22 protein-coding genes and 2 pseudogenes are annotated in these 25,119 nt (G+C 44.0%); 18 read left to right on the top strand and 6 right to left on the bottom strand.

What is annotated here, in order from left to right:
- Positions 1–2 precede the first annotated feature (2 nt).
- From ACBP55_RS23115 to gyrA, 4 genes and pseudogenes are all read left to right on the top strand, one after another.
- The gene (locus ACBP55_RS23115) at positions 3–965 is read left to right on the top strand and encodes an ABC transporter ATP-binding protein (RefSeq protein WP_464645246.1); all 963 of its coding nucleotides are present in this window, start codon (positions 3–5) and stop codon (positions 963–965) included.
- Positions 966–980: 15 nt separating this feature from the next.
- Positions 981–1,973: an ABC transporter permease gene (locus tag ACBP55_RS23110; protein ID WP_029193094.1), complete on the top strand. Its 993-nt coding sequence runs from the start codon at positions 981–983 to the stop codon at positions 1,971–1,973.
- Positions 1,974–2,001: 28 nt separating this feature from the next.
- Positions 2,002–3,969: a DNA topoisomerase IV subunit B gene (gene parE / locus ACBP55_RS23105; protein ID WP_029193095.1), complete on the top strand. Its 1,968-nt coding sequence runs from the start codon at positions 2,002–2,004 to the stop codon at positions 3,967–3,969.
- Positions 3,970–3,993: 24 nt separating this feature from the next.
- Positions 3,994–6,436 (top strand): annotated as a pseudogene (gene gyrA, locus ACBP55_RS23100) (DNA gyrase subunit A).
- On the opposite strand, the gene ACBP55_RS23095 reads toward gyrA, so the two are convergent.
- Complete coding sequence (locus tag ACBP55_RS23095) at positions 6,427–6,594, bottom strand: hypothetical protein (protein WP_200957347.1); 168 nt, start codon at positions 6,592–6,594, stop codon at positions 6,427–6,429. The pseudogene gyrA and the gene ACBP55_RS23095 overlap by 10 nt on opposite strands.
- Before the next feature lie 753 nt (positions 6,595–7,347).
- Here ACBP55_RS23095 and ACBP55_RS23090 point away from each other — a divergent pair.
- Entirely contained in the window at positions 7,348–7,752 is a 405-nt protein-coding gene (locus tag ACBP55_RS23090; protein WP_029193097.1) for a MarR family winged helix-turn-helix transcriptional regulator, read from the top strand.
- A gap of 25 nt (positions 7,753–7,777) precedes the next feature.
- Here the strand turns inward: ACBP55_RS23090 and ACBP55_RS23085 are convergent, their stop codons facing one another.
- The 3 genes from ACBP55_RS23085 to ACBP55_RS23075 are packed head-to-tail and all read right to left on the bottom strand — an operon-like array spanning position 7,778 to position 10,545.
- A complete protein-coding gene (locus ACBP55_RS23085) occupies positions 7,778–8,491 on the bottom strand; it encodes an RluA family pseudouridine synthase (RefSeq protein WP_464645244.1) in 714 nt (237 codons plus the stop codon).
- A gap of 2 nt (positions 8,492–8,493) precedes the next feature.
- Positions 8,494–9,360: a class I SAM-dependent methyltransferase gene (locus ACBP55_RS23080; protein WP_464645243.1), complete on the bottom strand. Its 867-nt coding sequence runs from the start codon at positions 9,358–9,360 to the stop codon at positions 8,494–8,496.
- Positions 9,361–9,414: 54 nt separating this feature from the next.
- Complete coding sequence (locus tag ACBP55_RS23075) at positions 9,415–10,545, bottom strand: peptidylprolyl isomerase (RefSeq protein WP_464645241.1); 1,131 nt, start codon at positions 10,543–10,545, stop codon at positions 9,415–9,417.
- A 180-nt stretch (positions 10,546–10,725) separates the two neighbouring features.
- Here ACBP55_RS23075 and glgB point away from each other — a divergent pair, with 180 nt between their 5' ends.
- From glgB to cls, 6 genes are all read left to right on the top strand, one after another.
- Entirely contained in the window at positions 10,726–12,732 is a 2,007-nt protein-coding gene (gene glgB, locus ACBP55_RS23070) for a 1,4-alpha-glucan branching protein GlgB (protein ID WP_464645240.1), read from the top strand.
- Positions 12,675–13,823, top strand: a complete 1,149-nt coding sequence (locus ACBP55_RS23065; protein ID WP_047674383.1) for a glucose-1-phosphate adenylyltransferase — start codon at positions 12,675–12,677, stop codon at positions 13,821–13,823. Before glgB ends, ACBP55_RS23065 begins: the two co-directional genes overlap by 58 nt.
- Positions 13,824–13,829: 6 nt before the next feature.
- Positions 13,830–14,939: a glucose-1-phosphate adenylyltransferase subunit GlgD gene (glgD, locus tag ACBP55_RS23060; RefSeq protein ID WP_464645238.1), complete on the top strand. Its 1,110-nt coding sequence runs from the start codon at positions 13,830–13,832 to the stop codon at positions 14,937–14,939.
- Between the two features lie 21 nt (positions 14,940–14,960).
- Positions 14,961–16,394: a glycogen synthase GlgA gene (gene glgA / locus ACBP55_RS23055; protein WP_464645236.1), complete on the top strand. Its 1,434-nt coding sequence runs from the start codon at positions 14,961–14,963 to the stop codon at positions 16,392–16,394.
- Between the two features lie 120 nt (positions 16,395–16,514).
- Positions 16,515–16,709, top strand: a complete 195-nt coding sequence (locus ACBP55_RS23050; protein WP_171692658.1) for a hypothetical protein — start codon at positions 16,515–16,517, stop codon at positions 16,707–16,709.
- A 114-nt stretch (positions 16,710–16,823) separates the two neighbouring features.
- On the top strand, positions 16,824–18,278 hold the full coding sequence (gene cls, locus ACBP55_RS23045) for a cardiolipin synthase (protein ID WP_464645234.1): 1,455 nt from the start codon (positions 16,824–16,826) through the stop codon (positions 18,276–18,278).
- Positions 18,279–18,313: 35 nt separating this feature from the next.
- Here the strand turns inward: cls and ACBP55_RS23040 are convergent, their stop codons facing one another.
- Positions 18,314–18,742, bottom strand: coding sequence for a VOC family protein (locus ACBP55_RS23040; RefSeq protein ID WP_464645233.1), 429 nt, complete (start codon positions 18,740–18,742; stop codon positions 18,314–18,316).
- A 233-nt stretch (positions 18,743–18,975) separates the two neighbouring features.
- Here ACBP55_RS23040 and ACBP55_RS23035 point away from each other — a divergent pair, with 233 nt between their 5' ends.
- The 6 genes from ACBP55_RS23035 to ACBP55_RS23010 all read left to right on the top strand — a co-directional run bounded on the left by ACBP55_RS23035 (position 18,976) and on the right by ACBP55_RS23010 (position 23,253).
- A complete protein-coding gene (locus ACBP55_RS23035; protein ID WP_464653387.1) occupies positions 18,976–19,473 on the top strand; it encodes a DinB family protein in 498 nt (165 codons plus the stop codon).
- 83 nt (positions 19,474–19,556) lie between these two features.
- The gene (locus tag ACBP55_RS23030; RefSeq protein ID WP_261301034.1) at positions 19,557–19,946 is read left to right on the top strand and encodes a rhodanese-like domain-containing protein; all 390 of its coding nucleotides are present in this window, start codon (positions 19,557–19,559) and stop codon (positions 19,944–19,946) included.
- Positions 19,947–20,269: 323 nt separating this feature from the next.
- Positions 20,270–20,749, top strand: coding sequence for a DUF6530 family protein (locus tag ACBP55_RS23025; protein WP_464645231.1), 480 nt, complete (start codon positions 20,270–20,272; stop codon positions 20,747–20,749).
- Between the two features lie 23 nt (positions 20,750–20,772).
- Positions 20,773–21,759 (top strand): AAA family ATPase, encoded by a 987-nt coding sequence (locus ACBP55_RS23020; protein ID WP_464645230.1) that lies wholly within the window; start codon positions 20,773–20,775, stop codon positions 21,757–21,759.
- 197 nt (positions 21,760–21,956) lie between these two features.
- A complete protein-coding gene (locus tag ACBP55_RS23015) occupies positions 21,957–22,853 on the top strand; it encodes a vWA domain-containing protein (RefSeq protein ID WP_464645229.1) in 897 nt (298 codons plus the stop codon).
- Positions 22,854–22,893: 40 nt separating this feature from the next.
- Positions 22,894–23,253 carry a GIY-YIG nuclease family protein gene (locus ACBP55_RS23010; RefSeq protein ID WP_464645227.1) on the top strand — a complete coding sequence of 120 codons (360 nt, stop codon included), beginning with the start codon at positions 22,894–22,896 and terminating at the stop codon, positions 23,251–23,253.
- 134 nt (positions 23,254–23,387) lie between these two features.
- Here ACBP55_RS23010 and ACBP55_RS23005 read toward each other — a convergent pair.
- A pseudogene (locus ACBP55_RS23005) lies at positions 23,388–24,276 on the bottom strand (fructose bisphosphate aldolase).
- Positions 24,277–24,452: 176 nt separating this feature from the next.
- On the opposite strand from ACBP55_RS23005, the gene ACBP55_RS23000 reads away from it, so the two are divergent.
- Positions 24,453–25,106, top strand: a complete 654-nt coding sequence (locus ACBP55_RS23000) for a TetR/AcrR family transcriptional regulator (RefSeq protein WP_464645225.1) — start codon at positions 24,453–24,455, stop codon at positions 25,104–25,106.
- Positions 25,107–25,119: the final 13 nt, after the last annotated feature.

Genomic DNA, 25,119 nt, shown 5'->3' with positions numbered 1-25,119 from the left:
AGATGGCTGTAGCAGCAGTGTCAACAACGGTTTTATCTGTGAAAAATTTAAAAAAACGAATTAAAAATAAAGAGATTATTAAAGGGATTTCATTTGATGTATTCGCGGGTGAGATCTTTGGATTCTTAGGACCCAATGGATCAGGTAAAACAACGACGATTCGGATGCTCGTTGATTTAATACGTCCGACTGAAGGGTCTATTCAGATATGTGGACACGATGTTCACAAGGAGCACAATCAAGCAATGAGCCATGTAGGTTGTATTGTCGAGAATCCTGAGCTATATTCTTATTTGACGGGCTGGGAAAATCTTGAGCATTTTGCAAGAATGCTGCCGAATGTCGATGATAAACGAATCCAAGAGGTTGTAGAGATTGTCTCCATGGATCAACGTATTCATGATAAGGTACGTACTTACTCCCTTGGTATGCGGCAACGGTTCGGTATTGCACAGGCACTGCTTGGACGCCCTAGCTTATTGATATTGGACGAGCCGACGAATGGTCTTGATCCCCAAGGGATTAAGGAAATGAGAGAGTTCATTCAGCGTTTGGCTGCGGGGGGACTTAGCTTGTTCGTGTCCAGTCATTTGCTTAGCGAGATTCAGCAGATGTGCCATCGTGTAGCCATCATTAGTCATGGTGAAGTCATTCAAGTGGGTGCCGTCGATGATTTGGTCGCTCAAGGCGGCAAAGTGGTGTGGTCCGTGTCTCCGGCCGACAAGGCCGAGGGGCTTTTAGAGGCGTCTCCACTTGTGCAGGCCATTGAGGAAATTTCTCAAGAAAGTCCAATAGGCTTACCTTCCACGGTGAAACAAATCGTTACTCAAATGGACAAGGAAAACGTCCCGCAGGTAAGTCAACTTTTGATGGAAGAAGGAATTAGCCTGTATGCTGTAGAAATCAAAAATCCAACACTGGAAGATTTGTTCTTGAGCCTAACCGAAGGTGAAAGAATTGAGTAGGGGAAGGTGAAAGAATTGCTTAGCTTATATGCTCTTGTTAAAAATGAATGCATTAAGATGATTAAGAAAAAGCGCTTTTATGTTATCCTACTAATACTTCTTGCATTAATCCCTATGTTCACTTATGCTCAAATGCGAGTTGCCCAAAATACACAAAAGCAGTTTGGTACAACGGACTGGAAGGCGGACCAACGGCAGAAAATTGCCGACTGGGAAAAGCGTCTAAGCTCGGCTCGAACGCCGGATGAGTGGAAACAACAGCTTAGAGTTCAAATTCAGATCGCTAACTATTATCTTGAAAAGGATGTAGATCCGAGTACACCGAATGCGGTTACTTTTACACGCGAGTTTGTGAAAAATGCGGTTGGTTTATTCATTCCGCTCATTATCATGGTCATTTCCGCTGACATCGTATCATCTGAGCATTCTACGGGGACTATTAAATTATTGTTGACAAGACCGGTCCGGCGATGGAAAATCCTATTGAGTAAATTAATTACGGTTGTCTTCTTTACTTCGCTAACTGTATTGTCCACTGGCGTCTTATGTTATTTGATTTCCGGTGTTGTTTTCGGCTATAACGGATGGACGATGCCTGTATTTACAGGTATTCAACTGACAGGTACGGAAGTGGATTTCAGTCTTGTACGTGCGGTTGATCAATGGTTCTTTCTTATCATGGAGTTTGGATTGGTTTGGTTCTCAGCATTAGTTGTTGCACTTATGTCACTAATGCTATCGGTTCTCATTCGTTCCACAGCAGCAGGTATGGGGGTCATGCTTGCCGTATTAATATCAGGAACCATTCTTTCCAACATGGTGTCGTCTTGGGAAACGGCGAAATATTTGTTTATGGTCAATTTGGACTTAACCAAGTATTTAACTGGAGGCCTTCCGCCTATTAAAGGGATGGACTTGACCTTCTCATTAAGCGTTTTAAGTGTGTGGGCGATCGCTTCACTCATTGTTTCTTTTACTGTATTTTCACGAAAAGATGTTTTGAATTAACGGTTAACTTAGATAAAGGAGGGCTTCAATGTCCGAGCAGCTAGAATTTGCGAAAGCAATAGCCCCAACATCGAATTATGAGGCTGATGATATTCAAGTCTTGGAAGGTCTTGTAGCGGTTCGTAAAAGACCAGGGATGTATATCGGTAGTACAAGTGCATCAGGTCTTCATCATCTGATCTGGGAGATCGTGGACAATGCGGTTGACGAGCATCTTGCCAAACATTGTTCGAAGATTAATGTGACGATACATAAAGATCAGTCCATTACGGTTCAGGACAATGGTAGGGGGATTCCAACCGGTATGCATAAGACCGGCGTGCCAACTCCGCAAGTTGTATTTACTATTTTACATGCCGGCGGCAAATTTGGTGGATCAGGCTATAAGAAGTCTGGCGGACTCCATGGTGTTGGCGCATCGGTAACGAATGCTTTATCCGAATGGCTGGAAGTAGAAATTTATCGAGATGGCAAAGTGCATAAAATGCGCTTTGAATATTGGGTAGACGATGCGGGAATCGAGCATGTTGGTGAACCGGTTACTGGACTTGAAGTCGTAGGAAATACGAACCGTACAGGGACAAAAGTAACCTTCAAGCCAGACAAACGCGTATTCCAAGGCGGCACTACCATAAACTACGATACTTTAGCTGAACGTCTGCAAGAAATTGCTTTCCTCAACTCAGGACTGCTCGTTAACTTGAAAGACGAACGTTCGGATAAGTTGGACACTTTTCAATATGAGGGTGGCGCAAGTCAATTTGTTGAATTCCTGAATGAAGAGAAAACGGTTCTTCATCCTGTGATTCACTTTGCCGCAGAAAAAGATGAAATCGAAGTCGAGGTGGCCCTTCAATACAATGACGGGTACACGGAAACGATCGCTTCTTTCGTTAACTCAATCCCTACCCGCGGCGGCGGTACGCATGAGACTGGCTTTAAGACAGCTTATACACGCGTCATGAATGAATATGCCCGTAAAGGGGGCATTATCAAAGAAAAAGAAAAAAATCTAGATGGTACCGACCTACGGGAAGGTATGATGGTTGTCATCAATATCAAGATGGGCGATGTCGAGTTCGTCGGTCAAACGAAAGATCAGCTTGGAAGCGCTAATGCAAGAAGTGCAGTGGATGCGGTTGTTTCCGATAAAATGACTGTTTTCTTGGAGGAAAATCCGCAAATCGCGCAAATGATGTTGAAGAAGGCTGTACAAGCTTCCAAAGCACGAGAAGCAGCTCGCAAAGCGCGGGAAGAAATTCGCAGCGGTAAAAAAGGAAAGAGTGAGAGCTCGAACCTGAATGGTAAGCTAACCCCTGCACAATCAAAGGATTTGCAGCGCAATGAGTTGTTCATTGTCGAAGGAGATTCCGCCGGCGGTTCTGCTAAGCAAGGACGTGATTCCAAGCACCAAGCGATTTTACCGCTCAAAGGAAAGCCGATGAATCCCGAGAAGTCCAAGCTTCTCGATATTATGAAAAATGATGAATACAAAGCGATCATCGCCGCTATTGGGGCCGGAGTTGGCTCTGAATTCGAAGCAGAAGAGATGAATTACGGCAAAATTATTATTATGACAGATGCAGACACGGACGGTGCGCACATTCAGGTTCTGCTTTTGACCTTCTTTTACCGCTATATGAAGCCATTGATCGATCAGGGCAAGGTGTACATCGCACAGCCTCCGCTTTATAAAGTGACAAGAAAAGGCAAGAATGCTGGACACAAGTACGCTTGGACGGACGATCAACTGCAGGTTGTTGTTAAGGAACTTGGTAAAAATACCGAGCTGCAGCGTTATAAAGGTCTTGGTGAGATGAATCCGGAGCAGCTGTGGGAAACGACGATGAATCCGGAAAGCCGTACCTTGCTGCAAGTACAGATTGAAGATCCCGCTAAGGCGGAACGACGAGTAACAACATTAATGGGCGACAAGGTGGATCCACGCAAGCGCTGGATTATCGAGAACGTCGATTTTACCGAATATGTAGAGTAGACCAAAAAGAGTGGTGAATGAAAGATGAGCATATTAGAAGAGTTTTTACCTGCCTTTCTGGAGGAGATCGTTGGCGATCGTTTCGGGCGTTATTCTAAATATATTATTCAGGATCGCGCGATTCCAGATGTAAGGGATGGTTTGAAACCTGTACAACGACGTGTTTTGTACGCGATGTACGACTCTGGCAATACCCCTGATAAACCTTATCGTAAATCGGCTAAAACCGTCGGTGATGTCATGGGGAATTACCATCCACACGGAGATGCCTCCATTTATGATGGTATGGTTCGTATGGCGCAGCCATGGAAGATGGGCCATACACTTGTGGATGGCCATGGCAACTGGGGATCACTAGATGATGATCCGCCGGCAGCTATGCGTTACACAGAGGCTAGACTTTCTGAGATCGCGATGGAACTTCTGCGTGATATCGAGAAACGTACGGTCATGTTCAAGGATAATTTCGATAATTCCACGAAGGAACCCGTCGTGCTCCCAGCGCGGTATCCGAATTTGCTCGTGAATGGTGTCAGCGGGATTTCAGCCGGGTTCGCAACGGAAATTCCACCACATAATTTGCGTGAAATCATTGATGCCTGCACAGCCATGATCGACAAGCCTGAGATTACAGTCGAAGAATTAATGACAATCGTCAAAGGGCCCGATTTTCCGACTTCCGGCATTATCATGGGTGAAGAAGGCATTCGCGAAGCTTATCGCACGGGAAAAGGCCGTATTTACATACGTTCAAAAACGGCGATAGAAGATATGCGCGGCGGCAGACAGCAAATTGTAATCACGGAAATTCCTTATCAAGTTGTCAAATCTCGTCTGGTTACGGCCATGGAGAACATTCGGCTTGAAAAGAAAATTGAAGGAATTGCCGAAGTACGCGATGAAAGCGGTCGTAATGGGTTACGGATTGTCGTGGAGCTTAAGAAGGAAGCTGATGCCCAGGGTATTTTGGCTTACTTACTAAAGAAAACAGACTTGCAAGTAACCTACAATTTCAATATGGTTGCGATTGTGAATAAAGCACCTCGTCAATTAGGTATTCGTGAAATTCTTGAAGCTTACATTGGGCATCAGAAGGAAGTTGTTACGTTCCGCTCTCAATATGAGCTCGAGAAAGCAGAAGACCGTGCACATGTGTTAGAGGGACTTGTCAAAGCTCTTAACATTCTAGACGAGGTTATCGCAACGATAAAAGCTTCCAAGAATCGGCAGGATGCGCAAAATAACCTTGTTGAGAAGTTTGGATTTTCAGAGCGGCAAGCAGATGCTATTCTTGTTTTGCAATTATACCGATTAACGAATTTAGAGATCACAACGCTTGAAAAAGAGTTGAAAGATGTTGAGAAAACGATTGCCTACTTACGTGGTATCCTTGGCAGCTTGAAGAAGCTGTTAGGCGTAATTAAAGATGAGATGGGCGAAATCCGCAAGAAGTATGGTATTGACCGCCGCTCGGACATCCAAGGTGAAGTGGAAGAACTGAAAGTTAATCTTGAAGTACTCGTGAACGCGGAGGACGTCCTTGTTACGTTGTCCAATGAAGGTTACTTGAAACGTACGAGCAAACTTTCCTTCACACGATCAGGCGGAGAGCTTGAGAATACAGGACTGAAGGAAGGCGATTACTTACGCTTCCTGCTCGATGTGAATACGATTGAAAGCTTGTTGATCTTCACGAAAAAAGGTCAATATTACTTACTGCCTGTTCACCAAGTACCTGAGTACAAGTGGAAAGAGAACGGCACCGCGATTGTGAATGTCATTCCTATTGCCAAGGAAGATCGCATCGTTAACGTTATTCCGGTGAAAGGTTTTGAGGATCCGACCAAGTCTCTTGTGTTCGTTACACGCAAAGGACAAGTGAAGCGTACAGAGCTTGAAAGAATATATGACGAACCGCTCAAACGGAATTGTGGCCTGTAAGCTCGGTGATAATGATGAAGTCCTGCAAGTACACCTAAGTGACAATACGAAAGAAATTTTGCTTGTCACGAAGCAGGGCATGAGCATCCGTTTCCGTGAGGAGGAAGTGAACCCGATGGGTCGTGCGGCCGCGGGTGTGCGCGGCATCCAGCTCAAAGAAGACGATGAAGTCATCTCGGCCGAGTGGATTTATGGGGATGAAGGGGAAGTGCTGGTCATCTCGGACCTCGGGTATGCGAAGCGTTCTCTAGTCGTGGACTATCCGATCCAAGGACGCGGCGGGAAAGGCATACTTACCTTCGAATTTAAAGAAGGCAAGCGTGTGAGACCTAACGGTTCAGCGTTAATTCGCACATTTATCGTGAAAATGGATTATCTCATTACGGCTATTATGAGTAATGGAGAGAAGCTGCGTTTCTCAACAGAGACAGCACCTCTAGAGGATCGAAAAGCACAAGGTAAACAACTTATTCCTGTTTCCAAAACAGATGCGATCGTAGAGATCCTGAGATTCCCTCAATCATAGCTGACTGTAGGTGGATCCAGCTTCTCAATGAGCATAAAAGCTAACTCCAATAGGACCCACAGGGGCATCGGTTCGTCTAATCGATCCAGCCACTGTGGGTCTTTCATTATGCCAGCCTCGAGTGCTTTCTTACCAAGCTCAATTTTCCAAGCTTCCACCTTAAACCACTCCTTTGAGTTTTCTTATAAACAATCCTCGTGAGCCTAAGACTTTTGAGACCGTCGATTCATTCATCCAATTTTGTTCTATATTGAGGTGTGTTACATCGGGATCAATTGTCATATATGCTCACTTAAGGTTGCTGGATGAGTGAATTCATATTAGCTATTGAAAGATGTTGTAGAAAATGCAACAATTGCTGCCTAAATCTCGTCTATCTCCCTTCGATGTTGCGTAATGTACAACAATTTGGCCCAATATCGTCCATTTCGCAACAAATGTGCTCAAAATGTTGTACGAAATGCAACATTAAGTAGCAAAATAGCCTTTTGGCGTGTTAATTGTTGTATAAAATATATAAAATACAACATTGATAACACAATAGCCCAACTACTCTCGTGAGCGCTGCACGACTCAAAAATCAATTTTAAGTTATGCCAACCAGTTGTGAGAAGGTATCGAAAGTCTTCTTTTTACGATAACTAAGAAGCCATAGAAGCTGTTTTCATTCGTAAAAACTGTACATACCTGCAACACAGTATATGTAAGAAGTGGGCTAGGTGTTAAAAGAAGTCGAGAAGCATGGACGATTTCTTGTTAATCGGACAAAGTAATGGAGCGATCGACAGCAAGCCACAGCATGTCTCAAACCGTGCAGCTTTTGTCTGAAAATATTAATGGCATTAACCTTTAAACCGAAGAAAAGGCGTGCTATACTTGCCTTAGGAGATGTTGGAAGCGAGTTGATGAGATTGTATTCTGATGAATTTGGGAAGCTGTGGTTGAAATTGTCTAAGGAATTGAAGAACCAGATGGAGGTAGGATTAGCCCCTACTATTACTGAAGGACAGCTTAACGTGTTAGAGCTGCTTATGACGAATGAACGGATGAAGCCTTCTGATTTAATCGAATATTTATCCACAACGCCTGCAGCTGTGACAACACTATTAGATCGGATGGAGAAAAGTGAATTGATCGTCAGGGAGCGGGATGAGAAGGACCGCCGCATCGTTTGGGTCAATGTCACGGAAAAAGGAAAGGCGGAATGCGAGCGAGGTATGAGAATCCGGGAACAACTTTTGGATTCGTACCTGAGCCGCGTTTCCGCCCATAATCAGAAATTGCTTATATATTTGCTTGGGAAGGTCGCCAATTAATAGCGACCTAGGTGACTGAATGAATTTACAACTCTGGGAGTGTAAATTCGCTCCAGGGCCGCTGCACAGGCGGCAGCGACCGAAAGCGCAGCGTCTCTTTGAGCGTTGGATGCTCAAAGGCAAGAGCCGTGGCCCACAGCGCAAGCTGCTGGCCGGGTTTGTTGACCGCGCTGCCGTAACGCTGGTCGCCGTAGAGCGTGCAGCCGATGGCTGCCAGCTGCACGCGAATTTGATGCGGCCGCCCGGTGTGCAGCTTGATCTGGATCAAGCTGAGCCCGTCTTGGCTGCCGAGCAGCTTATAGTCCAGCACAGCCTCCTTGGCGTCCTGCTGGCCTTCTCTGACCACGCTGACGGTATTCGTCCGCGTGTCCTTCCAAAGCCAGTGGCGCAGCGTAGCGGACGACTGTGGCGGCTTGCCATGCACGACAGCGACGTAAGTCTTGTCGAGCTGCCTCGTTCTTACCGCGTCAGATAATCGGGACGCGGCTTTTGATGTTTTGGCGAAAACCATCACGCCGCCAACGGGACGATCAAGCCGGTGTACAAGCCCAAGATATACGTTGCCGGGCTTGTTATGACGGAGCTTGAGATCTGCTTTCAGCATATTCAGCAGATCTGGATCACGGGAATCGTCTTCCTGCGTAGGCATGTTGACGGGCTTCTCAACCACAAGAATGTGGTTGTCTTCGAACAGTATCGGAATTTGTGATGCTCCCGAGCCATCTCTAGATGCTGCCACCGTTACGCCTCCCAGCGTCCCAGAATGCCGCAAGGAAGCATCAAGCCGGAGTGGGTGATCGGTAGGCCGATTTCGCCACTGGAGATCGTGCCGCCATGCTTGGATTTCATCGCCATGCTCAAGATGTTCTGGAGCACAGTTGCCGAGATACCCGTTGTATAAGAGTTGATCAACAGGAACAACGGATTGTCTGTCAGAATCGATTGGCAGGTCTCAATGAAAGGGAAGAGGTCATCTTCCAATTTCCAAGTCTCACCATTCGGTCCGCGACCGTAGGAAGGAGGATCCATGATAATCGCATCGTATTTGCTTCCGCGGCGCTGTTCTCTTTGTACGAATTTGAATACGTCATCCGTGATAAATCGAACAGGACGGCTGCCTAGTCCGCTCAGATGCAGATTTTCCTTAGCCCATTGAACGACACCTTTGGAGGCATCCACATGGCATACTTCGGCACCTGCGTAAGCGCAAGCCAACGAAGCTCCACCTGTATAAGCAAACAGGTTCAGTACCTTGATCGGACGTCCAGCTCCTTGGATTTTGTCCATCATCCATTTCCAGTTGACTGCTTGCTCAGGGAATAAGCCCGTATGCTTGAAGCTCGTTGGCTTAATATAAAAGGACAACTTCTGGTCATAGTTAATCGTCCAGCGTTCAGGAAGCTCAGCGCGCTGCTCCCATTGTCCGCCGCCACTGGAGCTGCGGTGATAATGGGCATCAGCTTGACGCCAAGCCGGCGTTTCTTTTTGTAACGGCCAAATGATTTGCGGGTCTGGTCTTCTTAGGACGATCGTGCCCCAACGTTCGAGCTTTTCGCCGCCGCCTGTATCGAGAAGCTCATAATCAACCCAGTCTTTTGCATAAAACATGCTGCATTCCATCCTTCAACTTGTATACTTTAACAAACATTCATTGTACACCATTTATTGACCTAAATCGATCTTTTCAATCAAACTAGGCAGTTCTTTTTCTGCAAATTGTTGAAATTGCTGTTGCTCAAGTGAAGCTTTCAGCTGTTCTTTTACAGAATCAAAAGATTTAACGGATCTGGCTTCTACTTTAATAACGTGATAGCCGAAATCTGTCGCAATGGGATCACCGATTGTTCCGATCGTTTGCTCGATAGCTGCTTTCTTAAATTCAGGTACCCACTGACTTACATCGGCATCCGTATAAAGACCGCCAGCATCTTTAGAACCCGGGTCATCTGAGAATTCTTTGGCCAATTTAGCGAAATCTTCACCATTCTTAAGCTTTTGCTGAACTTCTTTTGCCCGTTTGAGTGCTTCCTCTTTGGTACGAAGAACTTTGTTATCAGAGCTAGATGGGTCATTTAATCCAATTAAAATGTGACGCACGGAGGCAATCATAAAAGCATTTTTATCTGTTTTAAGTGTTTCATCATATTTCGCTTTTAATTGGGAATCAGTAATGCTGGACTTGATATAATTTTGTGCTCCAATGCTGCCTACTAGAAAGTACTGAAGGTCAGTAACTGTCGTGTTTACCTTTTTCAAATCGTCTAGGAACTTTGCTTCGCCAAATTGGCTTTTCCAGGCAGCGATTTGTTTAACAGCACCGTCTTTGGCAGCGTTCTGGTCGGCCTCTGATGCTTTACCGAAAAGAATTCGGTTTTGAATGAGCTGTGTGATCATGCTTTTTTGGTAGGCAGGGTCATCTTTAGAGGCAGCATGACCTCCATTGAAGAGCGCTTGCAAAGCAAAGAAGGTATCAAATTCACCCTTGGTCACAGTTCCGCCTTTGTAAGTTGCAACCACATGATTAGGATTGTTGCCGATCCAAATGGTTCCATTCTCTTCGTCCCATTCAACCTTCTTCCCAAGTGCTTCACTTACAAATCTAAGGGGTACATAGGTAGAGCCTTCATAAATAAATCCTTTAGCTTCGGAAGGTGCTTTCTCAACACCATCAAACATGTACTTAAGACTTCGGAATGCTACTTCAATTTGACTGTTTGCTGCAAATGCTGCGGTCCCGCTTAATACGGAACCGATCGTTAAACCAACGATAAGACCCTTTACTTTATCTTTCATAATTAGTGTTCCACCTCTCGATATAATGTCCCTCAAACAATTCACCGAGGGTTAAGTAATTTCCTTTTTTTTTAATGTAAAAATGCAGGATTCTTTGCCTGCTTGTTGTATTTGTAACGTAAGGCCGATATAAGTAACATCCAGTTTTGACGAAATCAGGTTGATTTAAGGAGGGATAACGTGGGGGCAAATGTTAGTAAACCTAGCCCAGAAGATTTGTTTCTGCTTCATGAAGGATCCCTTTACCACAGTTATCGCATCTTAGGGGCGCATGTAAGTAAAACAAAAGGGCAAGAGGGAGTTCGTTTTGCCGTATGGGCACCTCATGCCAAACAAGTTAACTTGCTTGGTGATTTCAACAGTTGGCAATCTGGTACTCATCGTATGGAGAAGTTTAGTACGCTTGGCTTATGGCTATTGTTCGTTCCAGAAGCAAGTGAAGGTGATTATTACAAGTTTGAAATTCATAGCGTGACGGGCCAGATTTTGTTGAAGGCAGACCCGTATGCCTTTTACTCGGAATTACGTCCGGGTACCGCATCGCGTGTCGTTGATCTAGAAGGTTACGAATGGAAGGATCAGGCATGGCAGCAGCAGAAAAAGGAAAGCCCCGCTTACAATAAGCCGCTATCCATTTATGAAGTTCATCTGGGTACGTGGCGCAAAAAGGACCGACTTAGTGAAGACTTGTATACCTATGATCAGCTTGCTGAAGAGTTAGTCGATTACGCCGTTGAGATGGGGTATACGCACATTGAAGTAATGCCGCTCGCAGAACATCCGTTTGATCGTTCTTGGGGCTATCAAGCAACAGGCTATTTCTCCGTAACTAGCCGCCATGGTACCCCGAAGGAATTCATGCATTTCGTTGACCGGTGTCATCAGAAGGGTATTGGGGTCATCATGGATTGGGTTCCTGGCCATTTCTGCAAGGACAGTCATGGACTCCGGCAGTTTGATGGAAAGCCGCTGTATGAATATGAGGACCCCCGCAAAGCCGAGAAGCTGGAATGGGGCACACTTACTTTCGATTTTGGCCGTCCCGAGGTTCAAACCTTTTTAATCTCAAATGCTGTATTTTGGATGGACATGTATCATATTGATGGGATAAGAGTGGATGCTGTAGCTTCCATGTTACATTTGAATTTTGGCAGATGGAATGAGGATCCCATCAAGAATCAATGGGGTGGGGATGATAATTCCGAAGCGATAACCTTCCTGCGTAAGCTGAATCAAGTCGTCTTCTCCTTCTACCCTGATGCTTTGATGATGGCTGAGGATTCTTCCGATTGGCCGCTCGTTACTGCGCCAGTCCACGATGGAGGACTCGGATTTAATTATAAGTGGAACATGGGTTGGATGAACGATATGCTGCGATATATGAAATTAGATCCTATCAATCGCAAGTATCATCACAAGCTGATCACATTCTCATTCATGTATGCCTTTAGTGAAAATTACGTTCTGCCGCTTTCCCACGATGAAGTGGTACATGGCAAACGTTCGCTTCTTCATAAGATGCCAGGCGATTATTGGCAGAAATTTGCTAATCTACGTGTTCTTTATGGGTATATGACGGGGCACCCTGGTAAAAAGCTGCTGTTTATGGGCAGTGAATTCGGTCAATTCGACGAATGGAAGGATCTCGAAGAACTCGATTGGTTTTTGCTTGAAGGATACGAAAAACATAGTCAAATGCATCATTATGTCAAGGCGCTTAATCAATTTTATTTGGACCAACCGGCGTTGTGGCAGCTGGATCATCATCCGGATGGGTTCCAGTGGATCAACCCTCATGATGAGAGCCAGAGCGTTGTGACTTTTATGCGCAAAGGGAAATCGCCTGAGGATGATTTGATTCTCGTATGTAATTTCACCCCAGTGGTTCACCCGGATTACCGAATAGGCGTTCCACGGCATGGTGTGTACGAAGTCGTTTTTAACAGCGATGCACCCGAGTTTGGCGGTTCTGGTCAAGGCAACTCAGAGCCAATATCTAGTGAAAAGCGTTCATGGCACGGGCTCCCTAATAGTTTAGCGTTGTGTATTCCGCCGCTTGCGGCTGTTTATATAAAATGTGTGAGTGAATTCCAAACTGTGATTGACGAAGTTGAAGGGGGAAATCAGATATGCGCAGTAAAGAATGTGTTGCCATGCTCCTTGCTGGAGGAGAAGGACGAAGATTAGGCGTTCTGACGAACAATTTAGCCAAGCCAGCCGTTCATTTTGGCGGGAAGTATCGTATCATTGATTTTACCCTCAGCAATTGTACGAATTCAGGGATCGACACCGTTGGTGTTCTAACCCAGTATCAACCTCTCGTACTCAATACGTACATTGGGATTGGAAGCTCGTGGGATCTTGATCGCAAATATGGCGGTGTGACGGTCTTGCCGCCGTTCATGGAGCAAAAAGGCGGGGATTGGTATAAAGGAACAGCGAATGCCATTTATCGCAATATTGGCTTTATTGAGCAATATGATCCCGAATATGTTTTGGTCATCTCGGGTGATCACATTTATAAAATGGACTATGATCTAATGCTGTCTTACCACAAAGAAAAGAAAGCCGACGCAACGATTGCTGTCATTGAAGTGAAATGGGAGGAAACGAACCGATTCGGCATCATGAGCGTTAATGACAAACAGGAAATCACTGAATTTGCAGAAAAACCGAAAGAAGCGAACAGTAACTTGGCTTCGATGGGTATTTATATTTTTAACTGGAGCGTATTGAAATCTTATCTGCTTGAGGATGAGGAAAATCCTAACTCCAGCAAAGATTTTGGGAAAGATATTATTCCAATGATGCTGAAAGATGAAGCGAGAATGTTCGCTTATCCATTTGAAGGCTACTGGAAAGATGTAGGTACGATCGATAGTCTGTGGGAAGCAAACATGGACCTGCTGGACGACAATAATGAGCTTAATTTAAATGATAAGGACTGGCGGGTATACTCCCAGAATCCCTACCAGCCTGCTCAGTATGTGGCGCCAACTGCGAATATTAAACGTTCACTCGTTAATGAAGGCTGCGCGATATTCGGGGATGTCGATCATTCCGTATTGTTCTTCGGTGTACAGGTTGGCGAAGGAAGCCAAATTCGTGACTCCGTCATTATGCCTAATGCCAAAATTGGTAATAACGTAACGATAAACAAAGCGATTATCGGTGAAAACACGGTCGTTGAAGACGGTGCTGTGGTAGATGGCAAAGGGGAAATTGTACTTATTGGTGGCAATGAACGAATTTCAGCGAATGCCAATCAGAAGGGATGATGTCGAGTGAAACATATAATGGGTGTCATTAATTTAGTGAATGAACCGGATGATTTGGAAGAACTGACCTACTTTCGTTGCCCAGCATCCGTGCCGTTCGGCGGACGTTATCGATTAATTGATTTTACATTGTCCAATATGGTGAATTCAGGCATTGATAACGTTGCTGTATTCACTCAACATAAATATCGTTCTCTCATGGATCATCTGGGTTCGGGGAAAGAATGGGATTTGGACCGGAAGCGGGGCGGCTTGTTCGTACTCCCATCGGTGCTCAATGAACCAACCGGCATTTCACGTGGTGATTTATACCAATTCTACAGCCATAGAGATTATTTCTACCGTGGTAAAGAAGAGCTTGTCATTATTTCGCGAAGCCATATGGTATGCAACCTCGATCTGCGTGACGCTGTACGTTATCATGAAGATACACAAGCAGACATTACGGTTATCTATAAGCAAACAGATGAGGATATTCAAGGGAAATTTCGTCGCCTAGCGGTTAAGGACAGCGGGCAAGTGACTCTCATGGAGGATCACACAGGAAGATTGCGTACAAATAACATTTCAATGGAAATGTACATCATGAGCAAAGCGCTGCTGCTGGATATGGTTGAATCTTGCTTAGCGCAAGGTTACGATCATTTGGTTCGTGATGGCATTATGAAAAATATCGATAAGCTCAGTGTGTATGGCTACAAATTCGAAGGCCATGTAGGAATTGTGAACTCGATTCAAGGCTACTACAAGCACAGTATGCAGCTGCTTAATCCAGCGATCTGGAGAGAGCTTTTCTTCCAGAAAAACCTGATTTACACGAAAGTTAAAGATGAACCGCCTGCGAAGTACTTGGATACGGCAGCAGCCAAAAACGCACTCATCGCAAACGGCTGCATCATCGAAGGCAAAGTGGAAAATAGTATCCTGTTCCGTGGTGTGAAAATCCGAAAAGGCGCATACGTGAAGAACAGCATCATTCTCCAAAACTGTGAGATTGAAGAGAATGTTATCATTGAGAACGCAATCCTCGATAAGGATGTCTTCATTAGTCGTGGACGTGTCTTAACGGGAGATAACAAAGCACCATTCATTGCTGCGAAAACGAAAGTGATCTAGATCAATAAAAGGAGTAGGAAGATGAAAGTACTATTTGCTGCATCTGAGGCTGTACCTTTTATTAAAACAGGCGGTCTAGCTGACGTAATTGGCTCGTTGCCTAAGGAGCTTACTCGTCAAGGACTGGATGTGCGGGTTATTTTACCTAAGTATGGCGATATCCCAGCTGCTTATCGGAAAGCCATGACGAAGGTCATTACATTTGATGTGTACATCGGTTGGAGAAAGCAATACATCGGGATAGAGATGCTTCAGCATGAAGGAGTCACCTTCTATTTCGTGGATAATGAATTTTATTTCAAGCGTCCAGGCATTTATGGATATGGTGACGAGGCTGAGCGCTTTGGGTTCTTCTGCAGAGGGGTTATTGAGGCGCTCCCGTTGCTTGATTTCCAGCCGGATGTGATTCATTGCCATGATTGGCAAACCGGTATGATTCCTGTGCTGCTGAAGGCGCATTATCAACATCTCCCTTTCTATAGTGAGATGAAGACGATGTCTACCGTTCATAATTTGAAATACCAGGGTGTGTTTGATCAATCCCTATTCAAAGATTTGTTCGGTTTATCAGACGATCATTTCACAGGAACTGCGCTTGAATTGCATGGTGGCGCAAGCTTCCTCAAAGGCGGTCTCCTCTATTCGGATCAGATAACAACGGTAAGTCAGACCTATGCCGAGGAAATTCAAACTCCTTTTTATGGTGAATCTTTGGACAGCTTGCTTCGTCATCGCAAAGATCAGTTAACGGGCATTGTGAATGGCATTGATTATGATGTGTTCGATCCAATGACCGATGCGCATCTAGTGGTGAATTATCGAGATTCCTTACCGAAAAAGCAGCAGAATAAGCTAGCTCTGCAGGAGCGCTTGGGACTGCCTGTGAATGCTGATGTACCGATGATTGCGTTGGTCACTCGCTTGGTGCAGCAAAAAGGGCTTGATCTCATCCAACATGTCATTTCGGAGATCCTAACATTAGACATCCAACTCGTTGTTCTCGGAACAGGTGAATACAGCTATGAGCAAATGTTCCGGCATGCGGCTCAAACGCATCCAGATAAGGTGTCTGCTCAAATCTACTTCGATGAGTCTTTAGCACATCAAATCTATGCTGCATCTGACTTATTCTTGATGCCGTCACAGTTTGAGCCTTGCGGGATTGGGCAGTTGATAGCACTTCGTTATCGCTCTGTACCCATTGTCAGAGAAACTGGCGGTCTGAAAGATACCGTGCAGCCTTACAATGAGTTCACGGGTGAAGGAACCGGGTTCACATTCAGCAATTATAACGCGCATGACATGCTGCATATCATTCGCCGTGCTGTATTTTTCTACAAGAATGATAGAGAGGCATGGCTGAAAATTCAGCAAAATATGAAAAAAGGCGATTTCAGCTGGAAAAAGTCAGCACAGCAGTATATCGCACTTTATAAAGTGATGGTTAACGATTAAGAGGAGACTGGAAGCACTTTGCTTCCAGTTTTCTTCTGTTTTGTTCCTCTTCATTTTATCCCTGATCGTGTCGATAAAGACAGTACCGGGTGAAATTTGTAGGAGAGGCAGTTGTTCATAATGAGCCGGACTGAGGTATGTTTAACGGATGCAGATATGTACCATTGCATGTTATTTCAAACACCAGTAGAGGTGTGGTTTGATGGTGAATTGGAAGACGCAGGTTCATTGATTGAAGCTTATTCGGATGATGTCATTAAAGTAGGCGGCGTTTATTATTTGAGAAAACTGTGCCTAATTAAGAAAATAGCATAAATGGCAGCTTGTTAATGACCTCTTATTCACGATGTGAATAGGGGGTCTTTTCCTAATTTGTCGAAATTCAGGTATAATAGTGAAGAGTGGATATAAATGGTTTGGAGTGGTGTTATGGACTGGTTATCACATGTACTAACTGTCGTTTTTGTGATCAATATTTTACTTGCCATAACGGTTGTGTTCTTAGAACGTCGAAACGTGGCGGCAACATGGTCATGGCTCATGGTGCTCTTATTCATTCCGATTCTCGGCTTCCTGCTCTATGTGATGCTTGGACAAAATTTGAGCCGCAGAAAGCTGTATAAATGGAATCGCCGTATGCTGGAAAGAGTGCAAACCGTCATTTCTGAGCAGAGGGAACAGCTGATTGACGGGACGTTGCCCTATATTGATCCGATGGTAAGTCAGTATCGAGATTTGATTTATCTGAATGTCGCAACGAATGATGCATTTCTCACGCAAGATAATGGTGTACATATTTTCACAGACGGTGTGGCTAAATTCAATGATTTATTGATGAAAATTGAAGCTGCGGAAAACCATATACATCTGCAGTATTACATCGTCAAGAATGATTCGCTGGGTCACAAGATCATAGAAGCTCTCACAAGAAAAGCAGAGCAAGGTGTCCACGTTAAATTCTTGTATGACGATATTGGTTCAAGGTCCTTGAAGGAGTCCTTTTTTCGAGATTTCCAAAAAGCTGGCGGGCAAAAAGCTGCATTTTTTCCATCGCGTATTCCGTTCCTGAACTATCGGGTAAATTATCGCAATCATCGTAAATTAGTTATCATTGATGGTCAGATTGGGTATATTGGTGGATTCAATGTCGGTAATGAATATTTGGGTTTAGATCCGCGATTCGGGTACTGGCGAGATACGCACCTTCGTTTGACTGGAAGCGTTGTTCGTGCTTTGCAGTCGAGATTTATTCTGGACTGGAACTTAGCATCTGTGCAGCAAATGGAAGTTGAACCGCAGTATTTTCCCGATAATACGAAAGCCAATAGCCTGGAGCAGGTACCTATGCAAATTGTGGCAAGTGGACCTAATGAAGCTTGGCCGCATTTCGTGTTTACATTCCTAAAAATGATTCACATGGCCAAGAGCAGAATCCTATTGCAGACTCCGTATTTTATTCCTGAAGAAAGCATGTTGAATGCGCTGCGCATTGCAGCTCTATCGGGCATTGACGTTAGAATCATGATCCCACAGAAAGCAGATCATATGTTTGTTCATTGGGCTTCCTTGTATTATGTAGGAGAATTGCTGCGAGCAGGAGTGAAATGCTATTTGTATGATCATGGTTTTCTTCATGCGAAAACGATCATCGTCGATGGGCAGGTTGCCTCTGTTGGGACGGCTAACTTCGATATTCGCAGCCTGCGGCTGAATTTCGAGACAAACGCTTTGATGTATCATGCAGAGACGGCGAAGAAGCTGGAAAACACGTTCTGGAAGGATATGGAGGGCTGTATGGAGTTGACGTTAGAGGAATATGATAAGCGATCCTTAAGGATTCGGTTTTTGGAGTCCATATCAAAATTGGTTTCTCCCATATTGTAATTGAAGATATCCTTTTTGTATTGTGAAAAGATTAATTAATAAACCGTTTCACCATTGTCGTAGTTAAACTGCCATTGAATGCCGAATTTATCTTCAAGGTTGCCGTAGCATTTACTCCAGAAAGTTTCTTGAAGCTCCATGCCTACTTTGCCGCCTTCTTTCAACTTATGAAAAGCTGATTTCACTTCATCGATATCTTTGCTGACTAAGGAAAGGCTAATGTTGTTACCAGCAACGTAAGGCATTCCTGGGAAAACATCGGAGAACATAACCGTACTTCCAGAAATGCTGAGGCGTGCATGCATAACTAAATTTTTGGCTTCCTCAGGAAGCGGATAGGATGGGTCTGGTGGTGTATCTCCAAAGGTCATGATTTGTGGCTTGTCCAGTCCAAATACATCTGCGTAAAACTCAATGACTTCACGAGTGTTTCCATTAAAATTAAGATATACATCAATAGCCATTAATTTCACTCCTTAGGTTTGATTGTCTATCATTTCCATATTGTATCATTTAACTGTTCCAAAACCAATATACCATCCGAGGACCAAATATAAAAGTTATATGAAACGAATCAACTTGACGAATTACGTAAATTTGGGATAAAATTAAATTATATTTCACGCAATTTAATTTTAAACTATCAATTTAAGGGCATATAAAATAATGGAGGAGGGTGAAGATGACAGCTATACCTATGAATGAATCCAATCGAGCGTTTGGTGAAGCACTTGTAAAATCATTGGTCGGAGAACGAGGACATATTCCGATAACTAGAGCCCTGCGCGATATTACGGCTGAGCTTGCAGGCATTCGCACTGCGGGTGCGCCATACACCATTTATCAGTTGTTGAAGCATATGAGCTTCTGGCAGGAATTTTTGTTGACTTACCTTGAGGGAGACAAGCCTGAATTGCCTTCTAGCGTCATGGATAGTTGGCCTACTGCGGAACGTCCGGAGAGTGAAGAGGAATGGGAGACGATTGTTCAATCTTTTCTGCAAGGAATTGAGAGAGCTTGTGAGTTTGCTCGAACGTCACAGCTGGATGAGACTCTTGAAAAGTTTCCAACTGAGACGAAAGCGGGGATATTGCGCAACATTGCCTCTCACAATTCTTATCACTTGGGAGAAATCGTTTTGCTCCGCCGAATGAATGGAGCTTGGCCGCCGCCTGGCGGAGGCTACCCCGCCTAACATGTAGAAGCGGATTTGACGAAGAATTTGGCGAAAGCAACAACTAATTTATATAAACCATTAAACAAGGAGTGTAAACCCAAATGGCAAAAACCTTTAAAGACATGGTGACTGAAGCGCGTGAGAATGTGCCTGGAATTTCCTCTAAGGAAGCAAGAGAAAAAATGAATGCTAATCCTGAGACTTTGGTCATTGACGTCCAGGATGCCGCTGATGCAGGAGCATGCGGACTTATTCCAAGCAGTGTAAACATTTCCTTAGGCATGCTGCCTATTCGGGCGGATTTAGGCGTGCCTGAGCGCCTGCGTGATGAGCGGCTTTCCGATAGGAACCGCCCGATTTTAGTTACATGCGGCGCTGGCGGACAAGCTTCTCTAGGAGCCTACTTGCTGAAGCAAATGGGCTTTCAAGACGTGGCTTATATCGATGGTGGAACAGCGGCTTGGAAAGATGCGGGTTTTGATGTTGAATAACTGATAATGGATACGGTTTTATGAAATACAATAAATAGACATTGAAAGAGGCTGACTCGAAAGGTTAATAACCTAGCGAGCAGCCTCTATTTAGTTTCGATACGGAGCGAAATCTAACAGGAATTTTCCATGTAGTGCAACAGTGAAATCAGAGTGCAAAAAAACAAATACATAGAGATGGATGGTACCTTTTTTCGCATGAGCAAGTTTTGGTTGAATAACTGGATTGACAGATGATAAAGAGCAGGGTAATATAAATTTAACTATTTAGTAATTTAGTAAATTAGTAATTTAGTAAATTGAAAATGGAGAGTGTGGAAAAAATGAAAATACCAACTACTTTAAAACATAAACCTGTTATCGTTTCAGAAAATTATGAGCAGGTTGACGGCCGTTACGCCGGGAATACGGATGCAAAAGGTTTATCCCTGGGATTGGCACAGTGGAATGACAGGGGAAAAGTCGAAATCTCGGCAAAAGTTTGGAGATATACTGGGGAAAAATGGTCAAGACAGTCGGAGGAGCTGCCTATGCACCGTGTCCTTGACCTTGCCGTTTTGATTTGCAGAAGCAGCTTATATTTTCAGGATGCCTATCGTTTCCCGAAAATGTATGACCCTGATAACACGATGATTGACCGCATTGGTCTGCAAGGGGATGCAATGAGTGTATCCGTGTGTGCAGAAAATCCCATGATTGATAATGATATCAAGTTGTTTGCACAGGCACTTAGTGATGATGGTGAAATGATTGGAGAACGCCTTCGCGTCTTATCCAGTCTACTGAAAGAAATGGGGTATTAACCAATTTTGGAAAGGTGAAAGGTATGAAAAATCAGGGAGAATTTAAATTATCACCAACAAGACAACTGACGGATATAGAGAAAGGACTTATTTGGAAAAAGCCGTTATCTCATACGGTAAGTGAGGAAGAACTGCGTATTTGCAAAGAAATAAAGCGGAACTGGCATCGCGGGGAAATGAAAATCGCCAATATTCTGTTAGAGGGTGACGCCGGTTCCGGTAAAACGCAACTTGCCAAAGCATTGTCCGCTGAATTCGGACTTCCTTATGTGAAAGTGACTTGTTTTGCCGATATGGATAAATCGGACGTTATTGGCGCTATTTTGCCGGTAATTTCATCGGATCGATTAGAAAATATGGAGCCTGCGGAGCAAAATACCAAGGACGAGGTGGTTGAGTATCGATTTTACCCCTCCGAAATCGTCAGAGCCTATCAAAATGGCTATCTTCTGGAGATCCAAGAACCAACCGTTATTCGGGATGCCGCGGTGCTGATGGCACTCAACTCTGCCTTAGAGCTGGATGGGAGCATTAACCTTCCCACAGAAATCATACGCAGACACCCGGATTTCATAGCGGTCATTACAACAAACCGGAGTTATGCAGGGACCAGACCGCTAAATGAAGCATTGCGTGACAGAGTTCAGCATACGGAAAAGATGGACCTGCCAACCAAAGAAATCATGATAGAACGGGCAATGTCCAAAACCGGTTATACGGATGAAAAGGTGTTGGATGTTTTAACAGAAATCATTATTATCTTGGACAAAACTGCCCGTGCTAATGCAATTAAAGGCGTAGCGGGTATGCGTTCATATTTCTATTGGGCGGATGCGGTTGCCGAAGGTGCTTCAGCAAAAGAATCCCTTTATCATAAAGTCATCTATAAGATAACAACCGATTCCGAAGAGATTAAACTATTGGAGGAATCACTGAAAAACCATGGTTTGTTAGCGAGTTTAGATCAAATTGAGATTGAAATAAAAAAAAAAGAATTTTTGATGAAGTAGAGATAAGAACATCCGGAAATATCGACGATACGGATTTTGACCACGCTAAGAAGGTGGAGGAGCAGGGTATCGCATTAAAAAAATCTGCGGATAGTGATGAAAGCACTTCCGACGTTTCGGATGATTCAACCGATATGGAAAGCTCAGATATAGGGGAGGAGGGAACTCCTAAATATCATAGGGCAAATCCTGAAACAATGTCAGACGAAGAGAAACAAAAAAATCGAGATTTCCGTAAAAAGCTGAATCGCGACGCAAGGGAGGTTGTGTCCGATTCTATTCATAAAAGGGTTAAGCTCATTGTTCACTGTCCTGATTACAGTGTTGAGTCTGAGCAGGAATATATCAGTCTCAGCAAAGAAATCATGCCTGTCGTGCGCGAAATTGCCAGAAAGACACTACCATTGTTGGAACATGAGACAACTTCTGAATTTGCGCGGAATCAATTTTATGGCAGCAAATTTCAAGCGGATAGTGTTGCTTACCAGGATTTTAGGTATTTTGCCAAGAAACGTCCTCCAACAGAATCCCCTTCCCTTGTGGTCGGTTTAAGGGTTGATGAGTCAGCATCCATGTCGGCTTTTGGGAGATTAGAAGCTGCAAAACGTGCAGTGATAGCCGTATATGAATTTTGTCAAATTTGTCATATTCCTATACTGATCTATGGGGATACAGCCGATGCTTCCAAACTGGAGCAAATGTCGATTTATGCCTATACCGATTTTGATCGAACAGATGCCAATGATCGATTCAGACTTATGGGAATTCGTGCCAGAAGTAATAATCGTGATGGGATGGCTCTTAGAATTATGGCGGACCGATTAGCGGGTTCACCTGTGCAAACAAAGTTATTGATCAGCATCAGTGATGGGCAACCCAAAGCCATGGATGATTATACCGGCAATTATGCAATCAATGATATGCAACAGACCATAGCCGAATATGAACGGAAAGGAATTACATTTCTTGCAGCGGCAATAGGCCAGGACAAGGATGTGATTAATCAAATCTATGGGAATGAGAAATTTTTGGATATTACAAATCTAACGGAGCTGCCTGCAAAACTGGTTAAGATTATCGCTCGGTATTTGTGATTATTGTCAATATTTATAAGACTAGAAAGGAGTAAAAAGCATGGACAAGAACAAGCGTAGGGAGCTTCAGGAGGAATTTAAGCAGATTAAGACCTACATGGGTGCCATACAAATAACAAACAAGGCCAATGGCAAAATTTACGTGGATAGCTTTCCCAATCTGAAAAACAAATGGATGACCATACAGATGCAATTGAACATGGGAAGATTCGCAAATGCCCAATTACAAAAAGATTGGAAGGAACTAGGAGCAGAAACTTTCACCTATGAGGTGCTAGAGGAAAAGGAAACTGATGGGGTTACCGACGTACGCTGGGAGCTTAAGCAATTGGAAAAGCGGTGGGTGGAGAAACTGCAGCCATACGGAGACAGAGGATATAATAGGGCGCCATCATCATAAATGAACAGCAAAGTGGTCGTGTGAAATTCAATGAACAATAAGACAGTGTGGAAAAATAAGCAACGACCCCGAGCTATTAAAAGTTCGGAGTCGTTTTTTTAGTTGGATTCGCTTGAATGGCCAAGTGAACTCCCTTATGTGATGGAGGCTTCATAAATGTCACGAATGGTTTTGGACAGCATCGTGTTGAATTCATCGTCTGTTTGCTCGGCGGTTAGTCCCTGCGATAAGGCACGCGAGAAACTAGCGATCAATCCATGATTATGTGCCAGCTTGTCGTTTGCTTCCGCTTGCGTGTAGCCGCCTGATAAAGCCACAACCCGTACAACATGCGGATCCTTCATTAAATCGCTGTAGAAATTGTTTTCCGTCGGTATGGATAGTTTTAACATAACTTTTACGTCTTTGCCAAGCTTGGATAATTGATCGAAAATCTCATCTTTTAATATTTTTTCCGATGTTTCCTTATCAGCGCTGTGGATATCAACTTCCGGTTCGATAATCGGAACCAGCCCCATCTGGGCGATTTGGTTACCGATGGCAAACTGTTGCTCAACGACTTGTTTGATTCCGGCAGGATTGGCTTCCTTAATAAGCGAGCGCATTTTCGTCCCGAAGATGTTTCGCTCAACCGCACGCTTCAGAAGGTCGTTTAAACCGGAAAAGGGCTTCATGAGTCTGAACTCCGTTTTCAAGGTCGGCAAGCCCTTTATCGACTTTTAGAAAAGGCACAATGCCTTTCTTCTCCCAAAGATAATCGGCTGTAAATTGACCGTCAATGGAACGATCCATTGTGTTCTCAAATAAAATCGCACCCAAAATGTACTGGGAATCAAACGCGAAACTCTTAATAATTCGCGTTCTCATCTCATGCACCAATGCGTACATCTCTTCTTCATTTGAATAGCTTTCTTGCTTAATGCCATACTGCAGCAGAGCATTAGGCGTACTTCCGCCGCTTTGATCCAAGGCTGCTATAAAGCCCTTTCCCGTACGGATACGATCCAATTGCGTGGTATTCATGAGTGTTTCTCCTTCCCTTTCGTGGACTGAATGACATCTAGATAATTATAGCACTTTTACTTGCATAGAAACATTCTAGGTTGTCCTTTTCGAGTTGACATAATAGAAGATTATGTATATATTTTATTTATTCCGACTGTACGGTATAAAAAAATCAAGGAATGAGGAGGAGAAAAATGCCTAAAGTAGGAATGGAGCCAAAACGTCGAGCAGACGTAGTTAATGCCACACTAATTTGTATCAGCAGACACGGGATTGATGGTATGACTCTGGATAAGGTCGCTGAGTATGCGGAATGTTCAAAGGGAGTTGTCACTTATTATTTTAAGAATAAAGATAATTTGATCGTGGAAGCATTCAAATCGTTCTTAGCCTATTACGGTTTAAAAATCCAGTCAGAAATTCAGAAAACAATGGCAGCAAAGGAAATGATCGATGTCACGCTGAAGCACATCCTCCCGCCATATAGCGATGATGGGCAAAAGACGCTCAATGTATCCGAACTTGATGGGATTGAGAAGATGTTTATCCCGCATGAAGATCAAGCTAAGCTTTTTCTTCAGTTTTTTTCCAAAGCTGTTTTGGATAGCAATTTACAAGATGTAGTATCCAAGAGCTATATGGCAGATCTTCACGGCATTGCGAGGATCTTTGAGTACGGCAATTTGTCGGGGCAAATGAAGGTGGACGATTCCCAAAGCGCTGCTTACGGCCTGCTGGCGATGGTGGTTGGACTAAGCTTTTTTAGAGTAGCGAATATTACTCCATTGAATAATGAAGATAATCGGTATATTTGTGAGGATTATGTCAAAAGATTAGTTAAAAATTGAACGACAGATGGAG

It is taken from the genome of Paenibacillus sp. WG02 (assembly GCF_055396115.1).
Note: the sequence above shows the minus strand (reverse complement) of the source record. Positions and strands in the feature narration are given on the sequence as shown.